This window comes from Mucilaginibacter rubeus (genome assembly GCF_003286415.2).
Lineage (GTDB): Bacteria > Bacteroidota > Bacteroidia > Sphingobacteriales > Sphingobacteriaceae > Mucilaginibacter > Mucilaginibacter rubeus_A.
This window is the reverse complement of record NZ_CP043450.1, coordinates 5,229,955-5,255,349: the sequence shown is the minus strand read 5'-3', so window position 1 is coordinate 5,255,349 and position 25,395 is coordinate 5,229,955. Positions and strand designations below refer to the sequence as shown.

Sequence of the window (25,395 nt, the reverse complement as noted above, 5' to 3'; positions counted from 1 at the left end):
GGGAAAAAAGTTTTTATTTGAAGGACAATTACTCTACAAAACTTACGGGCTGCGAGCTGTGACATCGCCGTAAATAAGATTAGCGGGAAACAGGTAGAAATGCTATTGATGCCGCAGGAATATTTTTCAAAATTGATTTTCTATAAATTTTCCTCATTTAAAGGGGGGCATTGACAGTTAGCAGTGAGAGCAAGTTATGCGAAGGGTTTGTGGACATTCCGGAGTCACTGATCACCCCGTTGCGGACTAGCAAACAGCTAGTTCCGTAACACTTTGACCATAATAGTTTATTAATTACTAATTTCAATTTTCTTAATTGCTTATACAACCCGGTGCTCAAAGTCGCACGGAATAGCCTGGCCAAGCCTTCAAGAATATCCACATAATAGACTTGTGAGACAACCTCTCGTACTAATGCGCGGCGTTTTCCTTTTAGGTAACATTTTTTCAGGTTGCATAAATCTCCCTGAAGATAGGAGTTGATAAGGGTAATCTTTAACTCATCCTGGAAGCACAAGGGCAAGATCAAAGCTAACTTGCTTTTCGCACCGCCACCTTTCTGATGTGCTAGCGTGATGATGTTTGCCATTATACTTTTCAGTTTGCTGCAAAGGATTATTTGTTCAAATTCAATAGTGAACAACTGTTCAGGAAAAGTGGTCAGAGCGTGCGCAAAACATCTCCGAATTGGAATTGTCTTTAGGATATGGTTTTGCATTTCTATGGCTAAAAAGAATTGTTAAAAAATGTTAAAACTATTGACGTGAAATTTCCATTCAAATATTTTTGACTTATTAATTATTCTTTGATAAAAAAATAATATTCTTTATTTAGTTAAATTTTAAGGTTTGTCATATGAAGTATAAATTATATCTCATCGGCTTGGCTTTATTATTTTCCGGCGATATTTTCGCTCAGACCGGCCCTCCGCCAGCATATTTTCAATTGGTAAAAAAAGCCGACACCTTATTTCAAAAAAAGGAATATCAACAATCAGCATCAACTTACAGTGCAGCTTTCAATACATTTAACGGACGCGCGATTCTGAATGACCGTTATAATGCAGCCTGCGCCTGGGCGAGATCCGGTAAGGCGGACAGCGCGTTTTTTCATTTATTTAAAGTTGCCAATGCCGGAAAATATGCCGATGACCAGCACCTCGCTATCGATTCTGATCTGGCATCCATTCATAAGGATTCCCGATGGGCAGATTTAATGACTATCGTTCGTAATAATAAAACTGCATTGGAAGCACAATACAACCTACCGGTCAAAAAACAATTAGAAGATATTTTCGCGTCCGATCAGTATTACCGTCGGAAAGCGGACAGCATTCAGAACAGATTCGGTTTCAAATCACCTCAAATGCAGTCGTTGTTAGACAGCATGAAAACGCAGGACAAGATCAACCTGCAGAAAACAACAGCAATACTGGACAAATATGGCTGGCTGGGCCCCGATAAAGTGGGAAACATCGCCAACCTGGCACTTTTTGCGGTGATCGTCCATGCAGATCTTCCTACCATGGAGAAATATTTCCCTTTGCTTAAAGATGCGGCAGATAAGAACGCAGCATCAAAAGGTAACCTCGCTTTGTTGCAGGACAAGATCGAATCTGCCAGATACCACTATCAAACCTACGGTACACAGTTAGATAAGGATGAAAAGACTAACAAATTTTCATTCGTACCGATAAAAGATAAGGAGCACGTGAATGAGCGCCGTGCTGCCGTTGGCCTGCCGCCAATCGAGGCGTATGCTAAGCAGTGGGGTATAACGAGTTATTAAATTAATTTATTATGAAAACGATATTGATGTTTTGCTTTTGGGGAATTTCCGGCATGTCTTTATACGGCAACAATTATAACAACAAGGATGGTGTAATGAATAAAGTTAATTCAATATATGGGGAATGGAGGGAAAAGAAAAATGAAACCGATTCCGCCGGGACATTTAGAATGATTTTCTTTCCGGGCGGAAAAGTTAATGTAATCCGTAAATTAAATAATTATATCGGTTTTTTTAAAATTCATAATGATAAAATTGATTATGTAGACGGCTCCATCACTATTGCTGATAAATACCCGTTTACCGCCACCTTCATTGAGCCAAATGAAATAAAGTTAGTCATCAACTACCGGGACAAATCTGAAACCAAATACTTAATCAAAACCAAGGACATTAAATCAGGATTTCAACTAATAGATAAGAACTTGTAAAGGGGAAGCCGAAAACCTGTAAGAGTAGGCATAATTTTAATTTATATTTATTCATGGAAGCATTAAACTCTAAAAAGTTTAAGACTTTAGAAAAAGGAGAATTAAAAAATGTTATGGGAGGCCTTCAGCAACCAACAAACCAGTCTATCTGGACTTATGGTTACGATGAAGTACCTTCACATTGGGACAACTCCGTGTCGGAAGACGCGCCTCCCGGCCCTATCTACACTTAAAAAGAAGGTACTGCTTTGCAGTACCTTCTTTCTTTTTTCTTCTTAAATAAAAAGCTCTTTTTCTATGATACTTATTGTTTCCGAAAAAAACGATCAGTCAACATATGAAGTGATGCAATGGCTGAAAAAAAATCATGTTCCACATTTTAGGGTAAACGGAGAAGATCTGGTCAACGTTAAACATCTCGACCTGAATAAAGAAATCGTCCTTGATGTACAGGGAAATGAAATTGATCTTAAAAAGGTTAAAGTACTTTGGTATAGACGGGGGAGTTTTAATTTCCGAAAACCGGTGGCAGAGGACTACAAGGAAATAGTAGATGCGGAATCCAAGGTACTTAACAATTACCTTTTTAAGTATCTGGATACTCAGAAATATTGCATTAATAACTTTTTATACGCCTTTGTGAATAAACTTTATGTCCTGGAACTGGCACAGGATGCCGGGCTGGATATTCCGCGAACATTGATTACGGGAGATAAGCAATACGCTTTGAACTTCTTAAAAAATGAGACAGAAGTAATCACAAAGATTATGGGATCACAATTCCTGATTCGAAATCCGGGAACTGTTAAAATGGCCTACACAGAGCAGGTAAATGACCGGGATGTAAATGAGTTCGATGATTCCTTCTTTCCGAGCTTGCTGCAAACAAAGATTTCGAAACGTTACGAAATAAGAGCATTTTATTTTAATGACCGCTTTTATTCGATGGCAATTTTATCTCAGGGCAATAAAAGAACAGAAACCGACTATAGAAAATATGATAGTGAGCTGCCTAACCGGGGTATACCTTATCAACTGCCAGATGAAGTTGAGAATCGTTTAAAAACAGTATTCGCTAAATTGAACCTAAACTCGGGATCAGCAGATCTGATTTTAGATCAAAATCATAACTATATTTTTCTGGAGATCAATCCTATTGGCCAATTCGGAATGGTATCCAAACCTTGCAACTATCATTTAGAAAAAATACTTGCTAACCATCTTATTACCCATGAAGCAGGATATGATGTTACTCTCAACTAAGGTCATTGACGTAAAGGTCATTGACAAGCCGGTGTTGGTAAAGAAAATACCTCTTTTGAATTACAGAGGAGAGCTGCTCGCCGGACGATTTTATAAACCCATTTCTAAAATCTTAAAACACCGGACACATGAAGTATGACCTGAATGACCATATGGTTATGGTAGCTAATTGCATTCCCGTAAAAGGATACAGCAGGTCGATCATTTATGACCTGTACAGAGAAACATTTGATTTTATACCAAACGATTTGTATGATATATTAAGTAAATATAACAAGCGAGAATTAACTACGGTATTTGGCGATACGCCGAAAGAATTTCATCATGTTTTAGACGAATATTTTGATTTTTTACTTGAAAAAGAATATGTGTTATTGACAAACAGACCGGATGAATTAGCATGTTTTCCAGATTTAAACCTGGAATGGGATGCGCCAGCCACGATAACAAACGCCATTATTGATATCAGGCAGCCACTGTTTGACCAGAAGGATTATTCCCGCTTTCTAAAGGATCTAAATGATCTCGGATGTACTCATTTACAAGTCCGTTTTTTCCCAGGATACAATCATAACATGGCGCTCAGGCTCTTCGAGTTTTTAAATGACCTCGATATGTTATGTGAGGTAGTGATTCCTTATGATACTGCACGGCCGCCTGGCTATTATATAAACCTTTACCAGCACTATCAGAAGATACACAGTATTACCGTTTTTGATTTCCACCAGGAGCTGGACTTCTTTAAAAAAGAAGATTACCGGCCATTTAGTCAACATGTTCATTTTACATCGGAGGCTGTCACTGATCAATCGCATTGCGGTATCATATCACCTGCTTACTTTTCGGTCAACATACCTATGTTCACTGAAAGCTTACAATTTAATTCCTGCCTTAACAGAAAGGTAGCTGTTGATCAGTTCGGAAATATCAAAAACTGCCCGTCGTTGACCAAAAGTTACGGCCAGATAAATTCTAGCAGTTTGAAGGACATAGTTAAGTCAGACGTATTTAAAGAATGTTGGACAATTAGCAAAGATAAAATTAGCATATGCCGAATGTGCGAATTCAGATATATGTGCACTGATTGCAGAGCATTTGTTTCGGATGCAACTGATAAACCTTTAAAATGCAGGTATAACCCCATAACCTGCGAATGGACCTAAATCAATTTTTATGGCGGAAAAATTCAACTTTTTCAAGCAGCATGATCAGATGGACTGCGGGCCAACCTGTTTAAGAATGATCGCTAAGCACTATGGCCGCACCATCCAACTACAGGAACTGAGGAACCTTTGCCAGATCAGCCGGAGCGGGGTTTCCTTATTAGGAGTTAGTGAAGCAGCGGAAAAAATTGGCTTCCGTACATTGGGTGTAAAATTGACCTTCGAGCAGTTAAATGATATTGAGTTACCAGCGATCTTGCATTGGAGGCAAAACCATTTTGTAATTCTTTATAGAATTCAGAGAGAAACATATTGGATTGCAGATCCGGGAGTGGGCTTAATTAAACTTACCGGCGCCGATGTAAAAGAAAATTGGATCAGCGATCCAAATACACTTGAAGGAATTGCGCTTTTACTAAGTCCTTCGCCACAATTTTACGAACAGGAAGACAGGGACCAACACGCCGTGAGTTGGTCTTCGCTTTTTTTATACTTGATCGGTTATCGAAAGTTGATTTTTCAATTATTATTGGGGCTAGCGTTGGCTAGTTTGTTACAGCTCATTGTACCGTTTCTAACTCAATCAATTGTCGACATCGGTGTTAATACACGTAATCTGAATTTTATACAAGTCATATTGCTCGCCCAGATATTTCTGATTGTCGGCCGGGTATCAGTTGAATTTATCAGGTCATGGATATTGCTGCATATCAGTACGCGCGTAAATATTTCCATCCTAACGGACTTTTTGATCAAATTGATGAAACTTCCGATAAGTTTCTTCGATACGAAAATGACCGGAGATATTATGCAACGCATGAACGATCAAAAGAAAATTGAAAGTTTTCTAACCGGTTCCGCGCTCACTACGCTTTTCTCACTGGTAAACCTATTGTTGTTCTCTTTTGTGCTCATTTACTACAAGATTTCCATTTTTTCCGTTTTTGCATTAGCGAGTGCATTATACATTGCCTGGATCACGGCGTTCCTCGGAAGACGCCGTTTACTTAATTATAAGTCATTTGAAGTAGCTTCGAAAAACCAAAGCAATGTTGTCCAGTTGGTTAACGGAATGCAGGAAATAAAGCTGAATAATTGTGAGCAGGCAAAGCGTTGGGAATGGGAGCACCTCCAGGCGAGATTGTTCAAATTTAATGTCAAAAGTCTTGCATTGAGCCAGTACCAGCAAGGCGGGGCTACATTGATCAATGAAAGCAAAAACTTACTGATCACATTCCTTACCGCCAAAGCCGTTATTAATGGCTCGTTATCATTAGGCGCAATGGTAGCTATTCAATATATTGTTGGACAATTAAATAGCCCGGTAGACCAATTATTGGGTTTTATACAAGGGTTTCAGGATGCCCGAATCAGCTTAGAGCGATTAAACGAAATTCATCAACTATCAGACGAAGAACCAATAGACCGCACATTAAATAATGAACTACCGGAAAATAAAAGTCTCTGTATTAATGACTTAACATTTTGCTATCCGTCGGCGGGTAATGAGCCTGTATTGAAAAATATTAACCTGATCATCCCTGAAGGAAAAACCACGGCCATCGTGGGGACGAGCGGAAGCGGCAAAACAACGCTATTGAAATTGTTACTCCGTTTTTATGAACCACAAAGAGGTGAAATACTTATCGGAAACCTGCAACTTAACCAGATTGCATTTAAAAGTTGGCGCAGCAGCTGTGGCGTTGTAATGCAGGATGGTTTTATATTTTCCGATACCATAGAAAGAAATATTGCTGTAGGTGATCAGTATCCCGACTATGATAAACTAAAACACGCTTTAAAGATAGCCAATATCAGCGATTTTATCGACAGCCTCCCATTGCGGCTAAATACTAAAATTGGTGCGGAGGGTAACGGCATTAGCCAGGGACAGCGACAACGAATCCTGATTGCAAGAGCCGTCTATAAAGATCCTCACTACCTTTTTTTTGATGAAGCGACAAATGCGCTCGATGCCAATAATGAACGAATAATCACCAATAACTTAAAGGAATTTTTCGAAAAGCGTACGGTTGTAATTGTTGCTCATCGTTTAAGCACCGTCAGAGACGCCGACAACATCATATTTATGGATAAGGGAAAGGTCTTAGAGCAGGGTACCCATGATGAACTGACTTTAATGAAAGGGCATTATTTTAATCTTGTCAAAAATCAACTTGAACTTGGAGTTTGATATGGAATCAATCATAAAAAATCACCGGCCAGTCTACAGCGAAGACATAAATGACATCATTTTCAAAGTACCTTCATGGATTGTGCGCTGGGGTACTACTGTTTTCTGGCTTATTATAATTGGACTGCTTATTCTTTCTACAGTTATCAGTTACCCCGATGTCATTAGGACGAGCTTAAAAGTTTCATCGGAAAACAATGCTAAGCCGCTTGCTGCAAAAGTGAACGGTAAAATCGTGAAGCTATTTGTCAAAGATCATGATCAGGTTTTTGAAGGCCAGGTCATGGCATACTTAGAAAGTATAGCAAGCCATGACGAAGTTTTGAAATTACTTGGCGAATTGAAACAATCGCGCAATTGCTTACTAAATGGGATCGTTGACAACAAGCGCCTCAATACCATTTCAAATACCGAAAACTTGGGAGAATTGGAAGGGGCCTATCAATCATTTCAGGAAGCAGTACTGTTATATAAGGCCTCAATTGGGGAAGGTTTATATTTAAAGAAAAGAAATTTATTGTATCAGGATTTGAGAAACCTGGCCATTCAAAAAAATCATCTGGAAGATCAGAAAAAGGTTCAACAGCAAGATTTGAAGATTGCTGAAGAGGAATTCGTCATGCACCAAAAGCTGATGAACCAAAAGGTTGAGGCCACATCAGAATTCAGGCAGCAGCAGAGCAAATACCTCAATAAAAAGATGCCGTTAATGCAAACAGAGAGCTCTTTAATTAGTAGCAACGCTGAATTAGCGGCTAAACAAAAAGAGCTTCTGGAATTAAATAATCAGGTCTCTGAAGGAAAAACTAAATTTTTACTGGCGATTAACAGTATGATCAGTCAATGTGAGGACTGGCGAGCTAAATATGTGATATGCTCAACTGAAAGCGGCACGGTAATTTTCAATGGACTTTTGCAGGAAAATCAAATCCTAAATTCCGGACAAACCCTATTTTATATATATAACCAAGGTCAAGAAACATTAGGGGAAATGTATATTCCACAATACAATATGGGGAAAGTCCATATAGGGCAACAGGTATTAATCAAACTAAGGAGCTATCCGTTTGAAGAATATGGCATGTTGCAAGGAAAAATTAAGTCAATTGGAGATGTTCCGTTAAAAGACAGTCTCTATTCCGCCTTTGTTGATATTGATAAGATTGACAAAAAAGGCAATGAGATCACGTTGAAGCAAGGTATGCTTGCAGATGCGGAGATTATTACCAAGGAAGCGTCTTTATTTCAAAGATTTAAATATAACATTATCAAAAGTACAAACACTCGCTAAAAAGACGGTATCCCTCAAAATTGTATTTCAATTTGGTTGCACCGTTAGAGCAGCAGGCGGATTTCAGAGCCTTTATAAGAATTGAAAGAAGGGCGATATTCGAAGTATCCGAAGTCAGTTAAATCTTTTATGCATTTATGATACGTTACAATTGAGTTGATATGTGAAAGTGCCATGAGTTCCTTCCTTGCTATCTTTAATTTTGGTGAAAACTCATTGATGCTCCAAAGCCATATCAGTCCGAAATATAAACTGATATGGCTTGGCAGAAGGCGACTGTCCCGGTTGGCCCTGTCATAAAAGCGCTGCAATTGCCTGAATGCTTGACTCAATTCTCGCCCTCCAATAATTTCAGAATATCGTCATTTTTATAATACATGATCTTGCCGACACGTGAAAACCGGATAGTTCCGTTAATGCGAAGGGTTTGCAATGTGCTTGAAGATATACTGAGCAATTTACGGACTTCCGCGCTTTTAAGCCATTGCTTTGCTTGTACTTTTGGTGCCGAGATGATGGATTTAATATCCTCTAACAATTGCAGCCGAAATTGCTGCAAGTCGTCTCTGGTAAGTAACTCGATTGCCGCCATAATATTTAATTAAGAATTATGAAGCAAAAATCGCAGCAGTGACCGTTCCTGTTATCCGATGTTATCCGAGTCGGATGTGATTTCTTTAAAGTATATTTTAGGTTTAAACATTTGATGCCGCAAACAACCACATCAAATTCGAGGGATTACATAGCATTTATTGGTCATTTAATCTTTGCTGCTTCTTCAATTCCTTTTGAACTTCTGTCAGTAACTGATCCGCAGTAGGCAGATATAATTGATAACGGGTCGCGAAAATGTTGCTGTTTTCCGGCAAAGAAAATTTGACGACAGTATCGTTTTTTTCCAGGCATAAAAGTATACCGACCGTAGGCGTTTCATGTGCCAGCTTTTCAACCCGGTCAAAATAATTTACATACATCTGTAGCTGCCCTATATCCTGATGAGTAATTTTATGTGTCTTCAGTTCAACGATCACGAAACATTGAAGCAGCCTGTTGTAAAAAACCAGATCGATAAAAAAATCATCACCGTTCAGATGTATCCGTTTTTGACGCGCTACAAAAGAATATCCATTTCCGAGTTCCAGCATAAATTCCTGAAGATGCGTGATCAGCGCGGACTCGATGTCCCTTTCAAAGTAAGCTGCTTCCTGTTTGAGGCCCAGGAACTCTAAAACCATCGGGTCTTTGATGATCTCCTGTGGGGCTTCGGATTGCTTTTCATTTCGGGCTACCGAGAGGACTCTGTCTTGATCCGTGCTTAACAGCAGACGTTCATACAACTGGCTATTGATCTGACGCTCCATTTGCCTTGATGTCCAGTTGTTCTTAACTGTTTCACCTATGTAGAAATCTCTTTTTTCCGCTGTTTCCATACTTAAAAGGGAGCGGTAATGCGTCCATGTCAATTGTGTACGCAGTGCGTTCACAATTGGAAAGCTCCTGTAAAATTGCCTGAAGTGATTAAGGTTCCTCGCAGAGAACGCAGTCCCGAATTGAGGCATGAGTTTTTCGGAAAGGTATGGGATCAGGCGTTCGCCATAAATGGCGCGTTCCTGACCATCTTGCTCTTCTTCGAAGATACGTCGGCCAATGTACCAGTACATCCTGACACGTTCAAAATCTACAGAGCGAACTGCCGATTCTCTCGCCGTACTTATTATCGATTGTATATCACCGATGATCGATTTCGATGCTTCCATATAATATTTTGTATTTTTAAGTTGTTGGTAGACAGGCATCAATTTTCATGAGCCAATTTTTGATCGAAGGGCGCTCATGTCCCTGCTTAGTTTCAGATTTAGCACTTTAGCATACTCCTGTGTGGTTTTGATACTCGCATGGCCCAGCATAACAGACACGCTTTCTATAGGCACATCGTTGGCCAGCGTTATCGTAGTAGCAAAAGTATGTCGTGCGATATGAAAGGTAAGGGGCTGCTTGATCTTACAGAGTTCAGCGATCTCCTTCAGGTAGTCGTTGACCTTTTGATTGGAGGGTACCGGGAAGAGCAGCCCGGTATTGGCGCACTTCGGATGATACTCATATTTTCGTATGAGCTCAATAGCCTGCGGTAAAAGCGGGACCCGGGTTGGGATATCAGTTTTTTGGCGATTGGTCATGATCCATATTTCGCCGTCGTAGCGGTTAGTCAGGTGCTCACGGTGTAGATTCTTAATGTCAATGTACGCCAGGCCCGTGTAGCAGCTGAACAGGAAAATATCCCTGATCTGTTCAAGTCGTGCAGACGAAAAGTTCTTTTCGGCAATACGGTTCAGGTCGTCTTGTTCCAGGCATACCCGGTGAACCCGTTTCGTTTTGCCTTTGTATTTCAGGAATGGGTTGCGATCAATCCAGCCGTTATCCAGGCAGATGGTGATGATCTTTTTAAAGTTCCTCATGTACTTAACGGCCGAATTATTGCCGCAATTGCGCTCTGATCTTAGCCAGAAATCATAATCCGTAATGAATTGGTGATCTACTTTTTTGACAGGAATATCTGAAAGATTAAAACGCCACTTGAGAAAGCGCTGTGTATGGCTCAACGATATTTTATACCGGCTTAGTGTACCTTTTGAATTTTCTTTGCCGACGAGCTTACCGAATTTCTGGTTGTGATTTTTAAAGATTTCGATGAGCATTTTCGGGCTTTCTTCTTTGCCCAGGAAACGACATTTCAAACTCTCTGCGGTAATGTCATCTCCCGCTTTGATCATTGCCGAATGCGCGTCATCGATCTTCGCGCGTAGGGTGTCGAGGTAATTATTGAGCGATTTTACGGTTTCTTTCGTTCCCTTCATTCGCCCTGCTGATGGGATCCACTGCGAAGGTTCACATTCACGACCGGTGGTGATTTCTGTGCGCTTACTGTCAATCGTAATGCGCATGTAGATAGGCATAGGACCTGTCTGATAGCCCTTTGGTCTCTTCAAATAAAAGAGCACACTGAAAATTGTCTTCATAATGACTCACTAAATGGTTAAACAAATATCGGTTTGCGGCCATTTTCTGACAAGATGTTCATTTTTTGAACTGGCTGTCAATCAGTATTTTAGTGCCTTTCTGGTGAGTTAATCAATTGATTAACTTTACTCACCGAATTACTCACCAGAATCATGCGAAACGGCGTATAAAACAGCTTGTTGGTTTAAAGCAAAAAGCCTGTTTTCGTGCGAAAAACAGGCTTTCAGTCATTTTTGGTATGAAAATCAGCGGAGAGGGAGGGATTCGAACCCTCGATACCCTTTTGGAGTATACACACTTTCCAGGCGTGCTCTTTCGACCACTCAGACACCTCTCCGTGTAAATAGTGGAGTGCAAAGGTAAAATATTTGCCTTTACAATCAATAAAAAAGCGAAGCCCGTTTTAACCGGCCCCGCTTTCACAAAAACTTAACTCTACTTACAAAAATTGCACTCGCATTAGTATGACGGTAATTGTATGCTTTGGTTTAATTTGAGTAAAAAATAGTAGGCTTTAATGCAGATAAATAATTTTAGCTTATGTTTGCTCCGCACTGTCACATGGCGGTGGTTAACATAAAATACTGTTTTGGTTGCAATGCTGAGCATCAACGACATTAAAAAACCTATTGCTGCTGATATTGATGCGTTTGAGGAGAAATTCAGAACCTCGATGAAAAGTTCTGTCCCGCTGCTTGACCGTATCACGCATTATATTGTAAAGCGTAAAGGAAAGCAGATCCGCCCGATGTTCGTGTTTTTTTCGGCCAGCATTTGCGGGGGCATCAACGAGGCTACGCATCGCGGGGCTGCATTGGTTGAGTTATTACATACTGCGTCGCTTGTGCATGATGATGTAGTTGATAACTCTTATCAGCGTCGTGGATTTTTCTCTATCAACGCTTTATGGAAAAACAAGATAGCCGTTTTGGTAGGAGATTACCTGCTGTCCAAAGGCCTGTTACTTTCTATAGATAATAATGATTTCCAGTTGCTCCGCATCGTATCTGACGCCGTTAAGCAAATGAGCGAGGGCGAGCTGATGCAGATAGAAAAGGTGCGCCGCATGGATATTGGCGAACCTGTTTATTACGATGTGATCAGGCAAAAAACGGCCTCGCTTATCGCGTCATGTTGTGCCTGTGGTGCTGCATCTGCCGGAGCAAGTGATGAGGTAGTTGAGAAAATGCGCCTTTTTGGCGAAAAGATAGGTATCGCGTTCCAGATCAAGGATGATATGTTTGATTTTGGTACCGATGATGTGGGTAAACCATTAGGTATAGATATCAAAGAGAAAAAAGTTACCCTTCCGCTTATTTACGCGCTGGCCAACTGTAGCAGTTCAGAAAAAAAGCGTGTGATAAACTTGGTGAAAAACCATAACGAGGATCCAAAAAAGATAGCAGAGATCATCAAGTTTGTAAAAGATACCGGCGGCCTTCAATATGCCGAAACGCAAATGAAACGTTTCCAGGATGAGGCTTTCGAGATTCTGAATACTTTCCCCGATAGTGATTCGCATCGCGGATTGGAGCAACTGGTAAGGTTTACGACCGAGCGCAATAAATAATTCAATTTATTGCTGCAAGTAATTACTGGCTTTTTAAAATAGGGTACCTATCTTTATCATAACCGGTTTTTACAATTATGACAGCTACAATCCCTACACTGTTTGAATGGGCGGGTGGTACACTTGCTTTTGAACAGCTTTTCAATAAGTTTTATGATAAGGTTTTGGCCGATGAGCTGCTGGAGCCTGTATTTAAGCATATGTCGCCCGAGCACCGGATGCATGTGGCACATTTTGTAAGCGAAGTTTTTGGCGGTCCCAAAACTTACAGTGAAACCGAGGGCAGCCACTACGCTATGATCAATAAACATTTGCAGAAATATTTAACCGAAGCGCATCGCAAACGCTGGATTGAATTGTTGCTGCAAACTGCCGATGAACTTTCACTTCCAGATGACCCCGAGTTTCGTTCGGCCTTTATGGCTTACCTGGAATGGGGGACACGCATAGCCGTGTTGAACTCGCAAACAGATACTACGACAGAAAGCGCCGATACGCCGATGCCTGTATGGGGTTGGGGCGTGCCGGGAGGCCCGTACATTCCCTGAAACAATACCACCGGTATGTAAAATGACTACGGTTACCGGGAGGTTGATCATATTTACCACCCTTCCGGCGTTTATGTTCGGGTAAACTTATTAACTTCGTAAATGCAGTCCTTACAATCCCTCTTCCCTAAAATAGGTTTCTTCTCCATTCTTGATGTATTGCTGGTGGCATTGATCATTTACCAGTTATATAACCTTATCAGAGGCACCATCGCGGCCAATATCTTCATCGGTTTCGCGGTGATATTTGCTTTGAATTTTGTGGTGAAAGCTTTGGACATGAAGCTGCTTACTATTATACTGGGTAAGTTTGTTGATGTGGGGATCATTGCTATCATTGTAGTGTTTCAGCAGGAAGTGAGGCGGTTTTTATTGTTGGTAGGTAAAAATGCTTCTTTACAACGCAATAAGGCCTGGTGGCAATATTTCTTCGGAAAATCTGAAGTAGAGAAAAATAATTATGCCCGTATTAAACCAATAATTGATGCCTGCAAAAGCCTGAAGCAAACCCGTACAGGAGCGCTTATTGTTTTCGCTAAATATTATGACGAACAGTTTTACCAAAACAGCTGCGAGGTTGTGGAGGCTAAAATATCAAAACGTTTGCTGGAAAGCATTTTTCAAAAAACCAGTCCGCTGCACGATGGCGCCGTGGTGATCTCGGAGAATAAGATTAAATCGGCAAGCTGTATTTTGCCGCTTACCGAAAAAACAGATCTGCCGGCACAGTTCGGTCTGCGTCACAGGGCAGGCATTGGTGTAACCGAGGCAAATGAGGCAACGGCAATCATTGTATCTGAAGAAACCGGCGAGATTTCTTATGCCAAACAGGGGCGGGTTAAAATGAATATCAGCTTCGCGGAACTGGAAAAAGTTTTGAATAAGGATTTTTAAAATATCCATCGAAAAAATAATAGAAGTTTCCAGGGTTCTGCTTTCAATAGCCGGACGCTATCTTGTATTTGCAGGTGCGTTTTATCTGTTTTTTTATGTGTGGCGCAAAAGGGCATATTGGTATGCGAAGATTCAGCAGCGTTATCCCGAAAATAAGCACATCCTTAGAGAAATAGTTTATTCCTTTTTTACGATACTGATATTCGGCGCTGTGATCATGCTGGTGATCTTCGCCAGTAAGCAGCATTTAACAAGGATCTACCCAAGCATCAGCGATAAAGGATACGCTTATTATTTTTTGAGTATCGGGCTGATGATCCTGATGCATGATACCTATTTTTACTGGACCCATCGCGCTATGCATTGGAAGCCCTTGTTTAAGCTGATGCACAAAACGCACCATTTATCTACCAATCCAACACCATTTGCCGCTTATGCTTTTCATCCGCTGGAGGCTGTTGTAGAAATAGGTATAGTGCCACTTATTGCTTTTACCATTCCTTATCACGGCACCGCGCTCACTGTATTTTCATTGTATTCGTTATTGCTAAACGTGACCGGGCATTTAGGATATGAACTTTTCCCCCAAGGTTTTACTACGCACAAGTTGTTCAAATGGCATAATACGTCAACCCACCATAATATGCACCACCGCCTGGTGAAGTGTAATTACGGCCTGTATTTCAATATCTGGGACAGACTGATGGGCACCAACCACCCCGATTACGAAAAGAGTTTTGATCAAATAGTAGAGAAAAGGAAAAAAGCGAAGGGTAAGGAAGGCATTGCTTTATTGCCTGACGAGCTGGCTACGGAGTAACTTTTTCTTTCCTAATCCTAACTGTGTCCGGATTAACAATATCTATCCTTTTAATCAGCATATGATATTTTACACCCGGCTCGTCTGTTTTAACAATCGGCATATTGTCCTGCGGATAGGTTTTAACAACCGGCATACGACTGTAAACCGTTTCATCAGCAATAAGCTCACGGGTGTTTAACAAAGCGCTGTTATTATTTAAAAGTCCTTTTTGCGGAAGTACAGGGATTAATTTAGATAGGTTGCTATCTGCCTTTAAAGGTTTCAGGTTAAAAAATTTATCGAAAGCGTTATTGTTGTTAGGCACCTTATTGATGCTTTGTGCTTTGAGCTGGCCTGCACAGGCTATGATTGTGACAAGGAGTAAGGTTTTTTTCATGGCGATAATATTTTATACTAATATACCCATCGTTTAATAATATATAAATGTTAAATAATGTTATTTATTGTTAAATGCTTTTTAATTGAACCCAAATACCAAAGCCGTAAACTGATAGATTTTACTATTTTTGTTGAAAATTTAAAAACCGATGAGCGAACTCATTAAAAAACAAGTGAACGATGCAAAGGCTTTAATGGATAAAGCCATTGACCATGCAGATAGCGAATTAAATAAAATACGTGCAGGTAAGGCAAGCCCTTCATTACTTGACGATATCAGGGTTGATTACTATGGTACCCCAACACCATTAAGCCAGATAGGCAGCGTTAACACCCCTGATGCCCGTACCATTGTTGTTCAGCCTTGGGAAAAATCATTGTTAAACCCTATCGAAAAGGCTATTAAAGAAGCTAACTTAGGTGTTAACCCACAAAACGACGGTATCATAATCCGTATCAATGTACCGCCACTTACTGAAGAGCGTCGTCGTGACCTGGTTAAGAAAGCAAAAGCCGAAGCTGAAACCGGTAAGGTAGCTGTTCGTAACATCCGTAAAGATGCTAACGAGAAGATCAAAAAATTAAAATCAGAAGGTGTTTCTGAAGACGAAATAAAAACAGGCGAAGCTGAAGTTCAAAAACTTACCGATGCTTACATCGCTAAAGTTGATCAACTTTCAGAAGCTAAAGAGAAAGATATCATGACGGTTTAATATTAACCTTATGTCAAATTAAAAGGGAATGAGCTACTTAGCCGTTCCCTTTTTTTATGTTTGCTGTTGAAACATGAATGTATTAATCTCTTACTTAAAAAAACACCGCTGGATTGTAGTATTTGCACTTTTCCTGGCGGCAATGAATATAGGCTTTTCGCTGTTGGATCCATGGATAACCGGTCGTATTGTTGACCGTGTTATTGAGCAACGCACATCTCTCCACTATGACGAATATTTGAACAAAGTATTATTACTTGTTGGGGCGGCCATAGGTGTTGCTATGGTATCGCGGATAGCAAAAAACTTCCAGGATTATTTTACCAATATCATCACCCAAAAAGTGGGTGCCGAAATGTATGCAGACGGTTTAAAACACTCGCTTGAATTACCATACCAGGTATTTGAAGACCAGCGCAGCGGCGAAACCCTGGGCATACTGCAAAAGGTACGCTTGGATTGCGAAAAGTTTATCACCTCTTTTATCAGCATCCTATTTGTTTCGCTCATCGGGATGGTGTTTGTAATTGTTTACTCGGTAAGCGTAAGCTATAAAGTTACGCTGGTGTATTTCGCGGCAATACCTATCATCACATTTGTGAGTATGGCTATGAGCCGCAGGATCAAAAAAATCCAGAAGACCATCGTAGCCGAAACAACTGCCCTTGCAGGTTCAACAACCGAATCATTAAGGAATATCGAGTTGGTGAAAAGTTTAGGTTTGGCCAAACAGGAAATAGCCCGGTTAAACAATACCACCTATAAAATCCTCGACCTGGAACTGATGAAAGTGAAGTACGTGCGCAGTATGAGCTTTGTGCAAGGTACTACGGTAAACTTTGTGCGCAGCGTAATGGTAGTGGTTTTGTTAATGCTCATCTTTAAAGGAACTATTTCACCGGGCCAGTATTTCAGCTTTTTATTTTACTCATTCTTTTTATTTAATCCGTTGCAGGAGTTGGGTAACGTGATCCTTTCATGGCGTGAGGCCGAAGTATCACTTGGTAACTTCAACAGGATATTGAGCATCCCAATTGATAAAAAACCGGAAAAGCCGGTATTGCTTGAAAAGGTAGATACTTTAACTTTTAACGATGTTAGCTTTAAACACCTAACTGCAAACCGTAACGCGCTTAATCATATCAGTTTTGAAACTAATTCAGGCGAGACTATTGCGTTTGTAGGCCCTTCGGGTTCAGGTAAAACAACGCTGGTGAAATTACTGGTAGGCTTGTATCAACCTTTGCAGGGGGATATTTTGTATAACGGCACATTAAGTAAAGAAATTGACCTTGATCAGCTTCGCGAAAAAATTGGTTTTGTAACCCAGGATACACAGTTATTTTCAGGCACCATCCGAGAAAACCTGCAATTTGTGCGCCCGAACGCTACCGATGAGGAATGTATGGATGTGTTGCAGCGTGCCGCCTGTCAAACCCTGCTGGCCCGTGCCGATAAAGGTTTAAGTACAGTAATTGGTGAAGGTGGTGTGAAAGTTTCGGGTGGCGAAAAGCAGCGCCTTTCTATAGCACGAGCATTATTGCGCCGGCCGGATATCCTGGTATTTGACGAAGCTACCTCATCGCTTGATTCTATTACCGAAGAGGAGATCACAGAAACTATCCGTAATGTATCCGAAAGGGAAAATCATATTACTATCCTGATAGCCCACCGTTTGTCAACCATTATGCATGCTGATAGTATTTATGTACTGGAAAAAGGCCGCATTATTGAAGGCGGCAAACATGCCGATCTGATAGCCCAAAAAGGTTTGTATTACGCTATGTGGCGTCAACAGATAGGAGAGAAGGACACAGCTGACGCGCTGGATTAAGATATCCTAAACAAGAAAGGCGATGCTTCAGCATCGCCTTTCTTGTTTAACCTCGTCATTGCGAGGAACGAAGCAATCCCAGATGGGCAGAGCCGCTCTGTATAGTTCGCGATTGCTTCGTTCCTCGCAATGACGGGGGTTAATATTTTTTATACCTCCGGCGGCACAAGCGTTACCGTAGTAGTTGCTACTTTGGTATTTGCCATGTACTCAAATAGGCTTACTGCATTTTGTATCGCGGCTTCGTGTTCAGTTTCAGGTAGCGCGTTGAGCACTTCCAAAAATTGTTTCCATTTTAAACCAAGCTGATCTCCGTAAACCTGGTAATAATGATAGTTCAGATTGTACGGGAACAAATGCTCATTAGTTTTAAGCCGTTTTACGATCACATTGCCTCCAAGGGTGGCCCCCTCCAATACATACATTGGACCAAGGATTGCTGCATCGCTGCTGAGATCAATAAAATCAGGAGTATTTTTAGGAGAACTGCCTGTTGCTGAGTTGATCTCCTCCAAATCGCGGAGAAGAGAAGGTAGTTTTACCCTGTTTCCGATATCCAGTTTTTGACGGAATTCATCGCTGAGACCGTCAAATAAAAACTCTTCTACTGTAAGGTGCGTAGCATAGTTTACCGTCAATATAGTTTGATATTGTTCAAATGTAAGCGAGCCATTCATAATTTGCCCAACAAACATTTTTTGTTCAAGCTGATCATGCAGATGTGCTGTAGCTTGTTTTATTTTTTCATGAAGCATAAAGTATGCGTTTTTACGCCGCTAAAATATTATCAATGCACTTATAAAGATCGTCAAGTGCAAAGGGTTTAGCGAGGTAAGATGTAGCGTTTAGATTTTCAGCCAGTTGAATAATGTTTTCATGGCCTGAAAATAATACAAAGGGTATAGTTCTGTGGTCATCAACCTCGCGGATCTCTTTGATGATTTCCCGGGCCTGCCGTTGTCCTATATAGTTATCAAGTAAAATCAAATCCGGCGCAAAGCGTTCTATTTGTGCTACAACTTCATAGCCGTCGCGTTTTACCTCAACTTCATATTTGTCGCATAAGGCAATTCCCATGATGTCGGCTATATCGGCATCATCCTCAATAACTAATATTTTTTTCAACGTTTTAATTGACATTCAGGTTTTTAGTGAACCAAAAATTGTACAGTGATTCAACGCAGTTCACCAGGTTTAAATAGCCGGCAGGCTTGGTTAAATAAGCATTAGCGCCAAATTCAAGCGATGCTTTGACATCTTTTGGATTATCGGATGTAGAAAAAAATACAACCGGCGTATATTTTAAAAACGGGATTTCACGGATGCGTTTCACCAAATCGAGGCCCGAAAGGCCCGGCAGGTTAAGGTCAAGCAGTATAAGTTTCGGTTTTACCCTTGCTTCGGTAAGCTGCTTTAGCTGTTCCAACGCATCTTTCCCATTGTCAATGATCTTAACGGTAAGTCCGTCTTTCACTTCTTGTACGGCATGCTGCATTATGAATGCAAAATCCTCGTCATCTTCAACATATAATATATCGGGCGAACTCACAACTAACTAATTTTAAAAGATATATAAAAAACCGTGCCAAATCCTAACTTGCTCTCAAACCAAATACGCGCTTTGTGTTTTTCAACAATACGTTTTACAATGGCAAGGCCAACGCCGGTGCCCTCAAATTCCAGAGCATTATCCATGCGTTTAAATAGTTCAAATACACGGTTATAATAATTTACGTCGATACCAACGCCATTATCAGATACCGAATAAACGATCTCGCTGTTCCTGACTATCCCCTCAACCTTAACTTTTGATGGTGTTGATTTTGAAGAGTATTTAACAGCATTGTTAATCAGGTTAGTAAAAACCTGGGTTATCATCACGCTGTCGCCTTGAATGGATGGTGTTTCACCAATGGTAAATTCAATATTTTCGGGATTAAGGGCCGATAGTACCTCCCTTTTAATTTCATTTAGTAACAGGCCCATGTCAATTGGCGTTGTCTCTATTTCGGCACGGCCCACGCGCGAATAATGCAATATCTCTTTAATGAGCATGTGCATTTTATCGGTACCCTTAATGATCCTGTCGAGCATTTTCTTAGCCGGTTCATCCAGACTTTTATTGCTCGCCAGTAAAAGCTCCGAATAGTTTTTTATGGATGACAGCGGGGTGCGCAGGTCATGTGATATGGTATAGCTAAAAGTATCCAGCTCGTCATAGGCCAATTGCAGGCGCTCATTCAGAATCCTGATTTCATTGGCTTTGCGGTTGATGGCATAAATAACATCTTCCCGTACTTTTAAAACCGCGGTGATCTCGTCATGTTTCCACTTTTCGGACGTGTTTTTAACAATTTGAGTCCAGCTGTCAAATGATTTTCGCGGCGAAAGTTGTAACAGACCATCGGCGGTTTCCTCAACCGGTTTTTCGGGATTGCCCGCCCATGTGATAGATTTTACCTGTTCTGGTTTAAACCAGATTATCATTTCGCCAAGTTCGCGCGACAGGCTGCAGGATAAAATGCCAGTGGCAACATCGCTGTAATCTTTTGCCGCCGGGAATATTTCAGGAAAACGGTAAGTACTATAAATAGTATCCACCATATTTACCTTAAGCCATTCAACTATATCGGCAATTTGCCCTTCTGTAGGTGTTTGTCCAATGGTGTTTATTTCGCCGTCATATATCAGTGCCGCCCCTGTGGCGGTAGTAACATCTTTTATCGTGACTTTATTGCGGGTTAACGCGAAAGTAAAATCAGTATCCTTTTTAATATAATCGGCAATGGTGTTGGCAGCCTCGCCCAGTTCATGAAGTTTTGCCGAATCTTCCTCGTCCTGCCGGTACTCCAATGCCGACGAGAGGATCTGGCCTATCAGTTTAGAGGCATCGCGCGATTTATAGTCGATAAACCTTGGCGAATAATTATGGCAGGCGATGAGCCCCCAAAGTTCACCATGAGCGATAAGCGAGATACTAAAGCTCGACCCGACGCCCATGTTTTTTAAATACTGGATATGGATAGGCGACACTGCCCTCAATACCGAATGGGTAAGATCAAGCGGTGCTGCCCCTTCCTCGTAAGTAATAATAGCCGAGCTGTCTGAATTTACATCGGCTATGATACGGGTAAGATTGATCTTATAAAGCTCGCGGGCCTGTTTGGGGATATCCGATGCCGGGTAATGTAAACCTAAAAATGGTTCCAGGTCATCGTTCTTTACTTCGGCAGTAACCTCGCCATGGCCGTCTTCATTAAATTTATAGATCATCACCCTGTCGTAATTGATGATCTTTTTTATTTCGAATGCCGCGTTTTGCAGCAGTATGGATAAGTTTTTACCACTCAGGATCTCGGCTACCGAACGGCCAATGGTTTTCTGAATATCATAACCAAGATCTGATTTGGTTGGCTCAAACTCCAGCACCAGGTCATTTACCGAATGGCTGATGATAAGGTTGTAATTACTTCCCTTTACATCAATAGCCAATGGGTTGATGGTGTCGGAACTTTTTGAGCCTTTTGCCAGGTTTAACAACTGCTGTAATGATGCGGTATCGCTCGCTATAGCTAATTGCTCTTCAAGCTCAGTAATATTTTTACCTAATAACCCGGTGGCATTGACACCGGTATAGCTTTCAATATTTTGGCTGATATAGGAAATGTTGTACGACTTGCTGTTCACAGCGATCAAAAAACCGTGCGATTGAATTTTTCCGGGGATGTGGATGGGTTCTCTGTCGCAATTGGTCAGGTCTACCTGGTAACTCATAGTGTGTTTTATAGGATGAATGACCGCGTAAAATACAAAAAATACACTTCTATGAAATATATTTTTTAAATAGGTAAGTTGTAAAGTAAAGGATTATTTGAAGAATAAATAAATCATGTCATTGCGAGGAGCAGGGGTGGTAAAAGCACTGGGGCGACGTGGCAATCTCGTAGCTATACAGGGCGGATATGCATTGGCTACAAGATTGCCACGCTTCGCTCGCAATGACATATTAATTAGGTATTCGGACTTATCGCGAAAATTTAACCCCTAAATATTCTTATTCTCAATCATCCTGAAAAACTCGTCGCGATAGGTATCGCCTACGGGGATGATCTTATCGCCTATCTGGATGCGGCTTCTTTCAATGCTATCTATTTTATTGAGGGCAACAATGTACGATTTATGTACGCGTACAAAATGTTTTTCGGGCAGGGCATCTTCCATTTTCTTCATGCCTTGCAGGGTAATGATCCGCTCGGCAGAGGTAAAAATGCTGATGTAATCTTTTAAACCTTCTATGAACATGATATCGTGCAGGTAAACCTTCTGAATTTTATGCTCGGTTTTTACAAAGATGAAATCCGTCGAAAAGTCATCCTGCTGCACAGGTTCGGCCTGTACAACCACCTGTTGTGGTTTGGCCTGCACCGGCTGAATAATGCCTTGAGCTTTTTGTACCGATTTGAAAAAGCGATCAAACGCGATAGGTTTCAGCAGGTAATCAACCACATCAAGCTCATAGCCTTCAAGCGCGTATTGCGGATAAGCTGTGGTTAAAATGACCTTGGCTTTGCCGTTGGCAATTTTTAAAAACTGGATGCCGGTAAGTTCGGGCATCTGCACATCTAAAAATACCAGATCAGCTTCGGCGGCCTGCACCATGGTAAGCGCCTCGATAGGGTTGGTTGTGGCTTTAACCAATTGCAAAAAAGGCATTTTGGATATATAATCTTCCAAAATATGCAGCGCCAAAGGCTCATCGTCAACTACCAAACATCTGATCATAGCGTAAAAATAATGTAATAATGGTTATTCTAAATTTTTTAGTGAGCTGTTTTTGTTATAACGGCGTCAATTCAACAGATTTATACCAGATTTCGGCCCCTTCAGATTGTAAAAGGATGCGGCCATGCGATAAAGAGGCTACTCCCCAGTTTACCAGGTGCCCGTTAACATAGTGCTCAATCTGATTGCCGTTACAAATAATTTCAATAGTGTTCCACTCGCCCCGTGGGTTTTCAAAATTGGCGGTTCGGTAAACGCGCTGTTGGTCCCACTCAATAGCCGATTTATTTGGCGTAACAACGCTGGTGTGTTGTACGCACCAGATATCGCCGCAATCGCCCTCCTGGATCTGGCATTCTATTGATCGTGGCCATACCACATCTTTATCCTCTTCGCCAAAATGGTATAAAATACCCGCGTCACGGGCTCCCTTTTCGCGTGGGTGGTATTGTTTGGTCCCCCATTTAAATACCACTTTCAGGTAATAATTATCGTACGATTTTTGGGTGGCCAGGTAACCAAAGTATTTACCCATAACATGCACCATGCCGTTTTCAATAGCAAAGTTATTATGTATGTCGTTATCCTTGCCCAAAGTATCCAGATAGGTATACCAGCCTTTTTTATCCTTACCGTTCAACAACTTTTGAACACCAAGCTCCCTGATCCAGATATTACGGAATGATACCGGAAACTCATGCTCCTGTATTAACAATGGTAAGGCGAAGGGATGTTTTTGATATTTTGGCTGGCCCACATGTGCCACAGTGCCTTTTATAGCTACGTGGTTTTGCACCAATACGCCATTGTGCAGTACCGTAATATAAGCAGGTGTTTTTACCGAGCTGTCAATATTAAAGCGCGGGGCTGTATAAATGATATCATACTTTTGCCACTCGCCCGGTTTAAGCGAAGCATTTACCTGTGGTACGTATTGTTTATAAATAGAACCGGCCTGTCCGTTTGAATAGGTACGGTTTTTATAGCTGTCCAGGATTTGCAATTCGTAATGGCTTTGCATAATTACACCGCTGTTGCCGCGTTCCTGACCTTCGCCTTTAACAACGGCGGGTGTGCGCCATTCGATATGCAGCTGGCAATCGGCAAAGTTTTGTTTGGTAATGATGGAGCCGCTGCCTGGTTTAACGGTTGCAATGCCGTCTTTTACAATCCAGCCCGGCTTATTACCTTTCTGATCTGTCCACTTATCAAGGTTTTTGCCATCAAATAAAATAATGGCATCTGATGGGGCCTTGTTGCCAACACCCGGTAAAACTACTTCGGGTTCCGGGTCCCAAACTTCGGTTGCCTTTGGATCGGTTTGTGCGATAGCTGGAATGGCCGATATCGCTAAAAGCAGGGCTGTAAACAAATTTTTCAGATAGGTCATGGTTATAATGGGTTATAACTATAAATCTATTGATAATTCGCAAGTGTAGGTATATTCTTCATCTCTGATTTTTAAGGAATACCTGTCAGGATAAAGCAAATCGAGCCGTCGTTGTACATTTATTAAACCAATCCCGCCCACCGCGTCGCGGTTATTGTTGTGTTTTTTGTTTTGAATGTAGAAATGAAGTTTGCCATCGGCCACGTTGATAAGCAGTTTAATTGGCGAGTTAATATCATTGGCAACGCCGTGTTTAAAAGCATTTTCAATAAAGGCGATGAGCAACAGTGGCTCTATTTTCTGATCGGTAATGTTGCCATCAACCTTAAAATCAATAAAAGCCTTGCTGCCAAAGCGGATCTTTTGCAGGTCGATATAGTTTTGCAGGTATTGAAGTTCTTTACTCAGATCAACTTTATTATCGTTACACTCATAGAGCATATAACGCATAATTTCCGAAAGCTTTAAAATGGCCTCCGGGGTGGTTTCTGAACGCTGATAGGCCAGTGAGTAAATGCTATTTAAAGAGTTGAACAGAAAATGCGGGTTGATCTGCGATTTCAGAAAAGCCAGCTCGGCAATTAATCGCTGGTTTTCCAGGTCGCGCTGAATCCGTTCGTTCAGGAACCAGTCGGTACTGAATTTTAAGGCCGTGCTCAAAAACACAAATATGAGGCTGGTAAATATGCTGCTGTAAAAATAAGTAGCAAAACCGGTTACATGGCCTTTTTGATGAACCAGTACAATATCTTTAAATATAAGCCCAACACCGTATTTACCTATACCATAAATCACAATGCTTGCCAGCACCGCAGCGGCGTATTTCCAGTATTGTTTTTTATTAAGAAAATTGGGTATGTAAATGAGATAGTTAAGGTAAAACAGACTGATATTGATGGTAGGATATAATAAAAATATCACCAGTAGCTCCTTGCTGCTGAGCTGCGCATCGTTTAATCGGGCAAGGAAAACAAAAAAGGATATAATGGCCGTCCAGAAAAACAGGTGCCAAAAAATTATCCAGGCAGTTTTAATGCCGGTTCTGGGTTTTGGTAATGGTAATGAAGCCTCCATTCGCTGTTTTTAAATCCTCTTTTTGTTTATGGGTATGGCATCTAATTTAATATTTTGATAATGATATCGGCCGGTTATTTATATGTAGCCGCCCTTTTTTTCGATGAACTGGCTTTTATTATCGATGAACCGGTTAAAAGGTATATAAAACCGTTCATCTATAAACAAAGTGAGTTGGTCTAAATGATTTTAGCAGGTTATTTTTTTGATATTCCTTTGTTGTATAAAATCACCACTCACA

24 protein-coding genes and 1 tRNA gene are annotated in these 25,395 nt (G+C 41.0%); 13 read left to right on the top strand and 12 right to left on the bottom strand.

Translation table 11 applies throughout. The features are described 5' to 3' along the window. Positions 1-855 precede the first annotated feature (855 nt). The 7 genes from DEO27_RS20775 (at position 856) to DEO27_RS20745 (ending at position 8,130) form a co-directional block, all read left to right on the top strand. Positions 856-1,788 (top strand): DUF6624 domain-containing protein, encoded by a 933-nt coding sequence (locus DEO27_RS20775; RefSeq protein ID WP_112575069.1) that lies wholly within the window; start codon positions 856-858, stop codon positions 1,786-1,788. Between the two features lie 11 nt (positions 1,789-1,799). Beyond that, positions 1,800-2,219: a hypothetical protein gene (locus DEO27_RS20770; protein WP_146750119.1), complete on the top strand. Its 420-nt coding sequence runs from the start codon at positions 1,800-1,802 to the stop codon at positions 2,217-2,219. 53 nt (positions 2,220-2,272) lie between these two features. Further along, positions 2,273-2,452, top strand: a complete 180-nt coding sequence (locus tag DEO27_RS20765; protein WP_112575067.1) for a hypothetical protein — start codon at positions 2,273-2,275, stop codon at positions 2,450-2,452. 64 nt (positions 2,453-2,516) lie between these two features. Continuing rightward, positions 2,517-3,482 carry a grasp-with-spasm system ATP-grasp peptide maturase gene (gene gwsG, locus DEO27_RS20760; RefSeq protein WP_112575066.1) on the top strand — a complete coding sequence of 322 codons (966 nt, stop codon included), beginning with the start codon at positions 2,517-2,519 and terminating at the stop codon, positions 3,480-3,482. Positions 3,483-3,610: 128 nt separating this feature from the next. Further along, a complete protein-coding gene (gene gwsS / locus DEO27_RS20755) occupies positions 3,611-4,645 on the top strand; it encodes a grasp-with-spasm system SPASM domain peptide maturase (RefSeq protein ID WP_112575065.1) in 1,035 nt (344 codons plus the stop codon). Positions 4,646-4,655: 10 nt separating this feature from the next. Then, complete coding sequence (locus DEO27_RS20750; RefSeq protein ID WP_112575064.1) at positions 4,656-6,839, top strand: peptidase domain-containing ABC transporter; 2,184 nt, start codon at positions 4,656-4,658, stop codon at positions 6,837-6,839. A gap of 1 nt (position 6,840) precedes the next feature. Then, on the top strand, positions 6,841-8,130 hold the full coding sequence (locus DEO27_RS20745) for an HlyD family secretion protein (RefSeq protein ID WP_112575063.1): 1,290 nt from the start codon (positions 6,841-6,843) through the stop codon (positions 8,128-8,130). A gap of 328 nt (positions 8,131-8,458) precedes the next feature. Here the strand turns inward: DEO27_RS20745 and DEO27_RS20740 are convergent, their stop codons facing one another. From DEO27_RS20740 to DEO27_RS20725, 4 genes are all read right to left on the bottom strand, one after another. Continuing rightward, positions 8,459-8,722, bottom strand: a complete 264-nt coding sequence (locus DEO27_RS20740; protein WP_091220957.1) for a helix-turn-helix domain-containing protein — start codon at positions 8,720-8,722, stop codon at positions 8,459-8,461. A 157-nt stretch (positions 8,723-8,879) separates the two neighbouring features. Beyond that, entirely contained in the window at positions 8,880-9,887 is a 1,008-nt protein-coding gene (locus DEO27_RS20735) for a YhcG family protein (RefSeq protein ID WP_112575105.1), read from the bottom strand. A 45-nt stretch (positions 9,888-9,932) separates the two neighbouring features. Beyond that, positions 9,933-11,147 carry a site-specific integrase gene (locus tag DEO27_RS20730; protein WP_112575062.1) on the bottom strand — a complete coding sequence of 405 codons (1,215 nt, stop codon included), beginning with the start codon at positions 11,145-11,147 and terminating at the stop codon, positions 9,933-9,935. 250 nt (positions 11,148-11,397) lie between these two features. Further along, a tRNA-Ser gene (locus tag DEO27_RS20725) sits at positions 11,398-11,485 on the bottom strand. 261 nt (positions 11,486-11,746) lie between these two features. Here DEO27_RS20725 and DEO27_RS20720 point away from each other — a divergent pair. The 4 genes from DEO27_RS20720 (at position 11,747) to DEO27_RS20705 (ending at position 14,980) form a co-directional block, all read left to right on the top strand. Beyond that, entirely contained in the window at positions 11,747-12,718 is a 972-nt protein-coding gene (locus tag DEO27_RS20720; RefSeq protein ID WP_112575061.1) for a polyprenyl synthetase family protein, read from the top strand. Between the two features lie 77 nt (positions 12,719-12,795). Then, entirely contained in the window at positions 12,796-13,266 is a 471-nt protein-coding gene (locus tag DEO27_RS20715; RefSeq protein ID WP_112575060.1) for a group II truncated hemoglobin, read from the top strand. A gap of 102 nt (positions 13,267-13,368) precedes the next feature. Beyond that, positions 13,369-14,160, top strand: coding sequence for a diadenylate cyclase CdaA (gene cdaA / locus DEO27_RS20710; RefSeq protein WP_112575059.1), 792 nt, complete (start codon positions 13,369-13,371; stop codon positions 14,158-14,160). 97 nt (positions 14,161-14,257) lie between these two features. Then, positions 14,258-14,980 carry a sterol desaturase family protein gene (locus DEO27_RS20705; protein ID WP_223818009.1) on the top strand — a complete coding sequence of 241 codons (723 nt, stop codon included), beginning with the start codon at positions 14,258-14,260 and terminating at the stop codon, positions 14,978-14,980. On the opposite strand, the gene DEO27_RS20700 is transcribed toward DEO27_RS20705, so the two are convergent. Continuing rightward, positions 14,970-15,359, bottom strand: a complete 390-nt coding sequence (locus tag DEO27_RS20700; RefSeq protein WP_112575057.1) for a hypothetical protein — start codon at positions 15,357-15,359, stop codon at positions 14,970-14,972. The genes DEO27_RS20705 and DEO27_RS20700 overlap by 11 nt on opposite strands. A 151-nt stretch (positions 15,360-15,510) precedes the next feature. Here DEO27_RS20700 and frr point away from each other — a divergent pair, with 151 nt between their 5' ends. Beyond that, a complete protein-coding gene (gene frr / locus DEO27_RS20695) occupies positions 15,511-16,074 on the top strand; it encodes a ribosome recycling factor (RefSeq protein WP_112575056.1) in 564 nt (187 codons plus the stop codon). Positions 16,075-16,147: 73 nt separating this feature from the next. Beyond that, a complete protein-coding gene (locus DEO27_RS20690) occupies positions 16,148-17,908 on the top strand; it encodes an ABC transporter ATP-binding protein (RefSeq protein ID WP_112575055.1) in 1,761 nt (586 codons plus the stop codon). 149 nt (positions 17,909-18,057) lie between these two features. Here the strand turns inward: DEO27_RS20690 and DEO27_RS20685 are convergent, their stop codons facing one another. From DEO27_RS20685 to DEO27_RS20655, 7 genes are all read right to left on the bottom strand, one after another. Next, positions 18,058-18,663 (bottom strand): biliverdin-producing heme oxygenase, encoded by a 606-nt coding sequence (locus tag DEO27_RS20685; RefSeq protein ID WP_112575054.1) that lies wholly within the window; start codon positions 18,661-18,663, stop codon positions 18,058-18,060. 13 nt (positions 18,664-18,676) lie between these two features. Continuing rightward, the gene (locus tag DEO27_RS20680; RefSeq protein ID WP_162997120.1) at positions 18,677-19,033 is read right to left on the bottom strand and encodes a response regulator; all 357 of its coding nucleotides are present in this window, start codon (positions 19,031-19,033) and stop codon (positions 18,677-18,679) included. 4 nt (positions 19,034-19,037) lie between these two features. Beyond that, complete coding sequence (locus DEO27_RS20675; protein ID WP_112575052.1) at positions 19,038-19,457, bottom strand: response regulator; 420 nt, start codon at positions 19,455-19,457, stop codon at positions 19,038-19,040. Positions 19,458-19,459: 2 nt separating this feature from the next. After that, positions 19,460-21,682, bottom strand: a complete 2,223-nt coding sequence (locus tag DEO27_RS20670; protein WP_112575051.1) for an ATP-binding protein — start codon at positions 21,680-21,682, stop codon at positions 19,460-19,462. 270 nt (positions 21,683-21,952) lie between these two features. Next, positions 21,953-22,690: a LytR/AlgR family response regulator transcription factor gene (locus DEO27_RS20665; protein WP_112575050.1), complete on the bottom strand. Its 738-nt coding sequence runs from the start codon at positions 22,688-22,690 to the stop codon at positions 21,953-21,955. A 55-nt stretch (positions 22,691-22,745) separates the two neighbouring features. After that, entirely contained in the window at positions 22,746-24,080 is a 1,335-nt protein-coding gene (locus DEO27_RS31515; protein ID WP_190295159.1) for a DUF1080 domain-containing protein, read from the bottom strand. 18 nt (positions 24,081-24,098) lie between these two features. Beyond that, positions 24,099-25,154 (bottom strand): sensor histidine kinase, encoded by a 1,056-nt coding sequence (locus tag DEO27_RS20655; RefSeq protein ID WP_112575049.1) that lies wholly within the window; start codon positions 25,152-25,154, stop codon positions 24,099-24,101. Between the last annotated feature and the right edge of the window lie 241 nt (positions 25,155-25,395).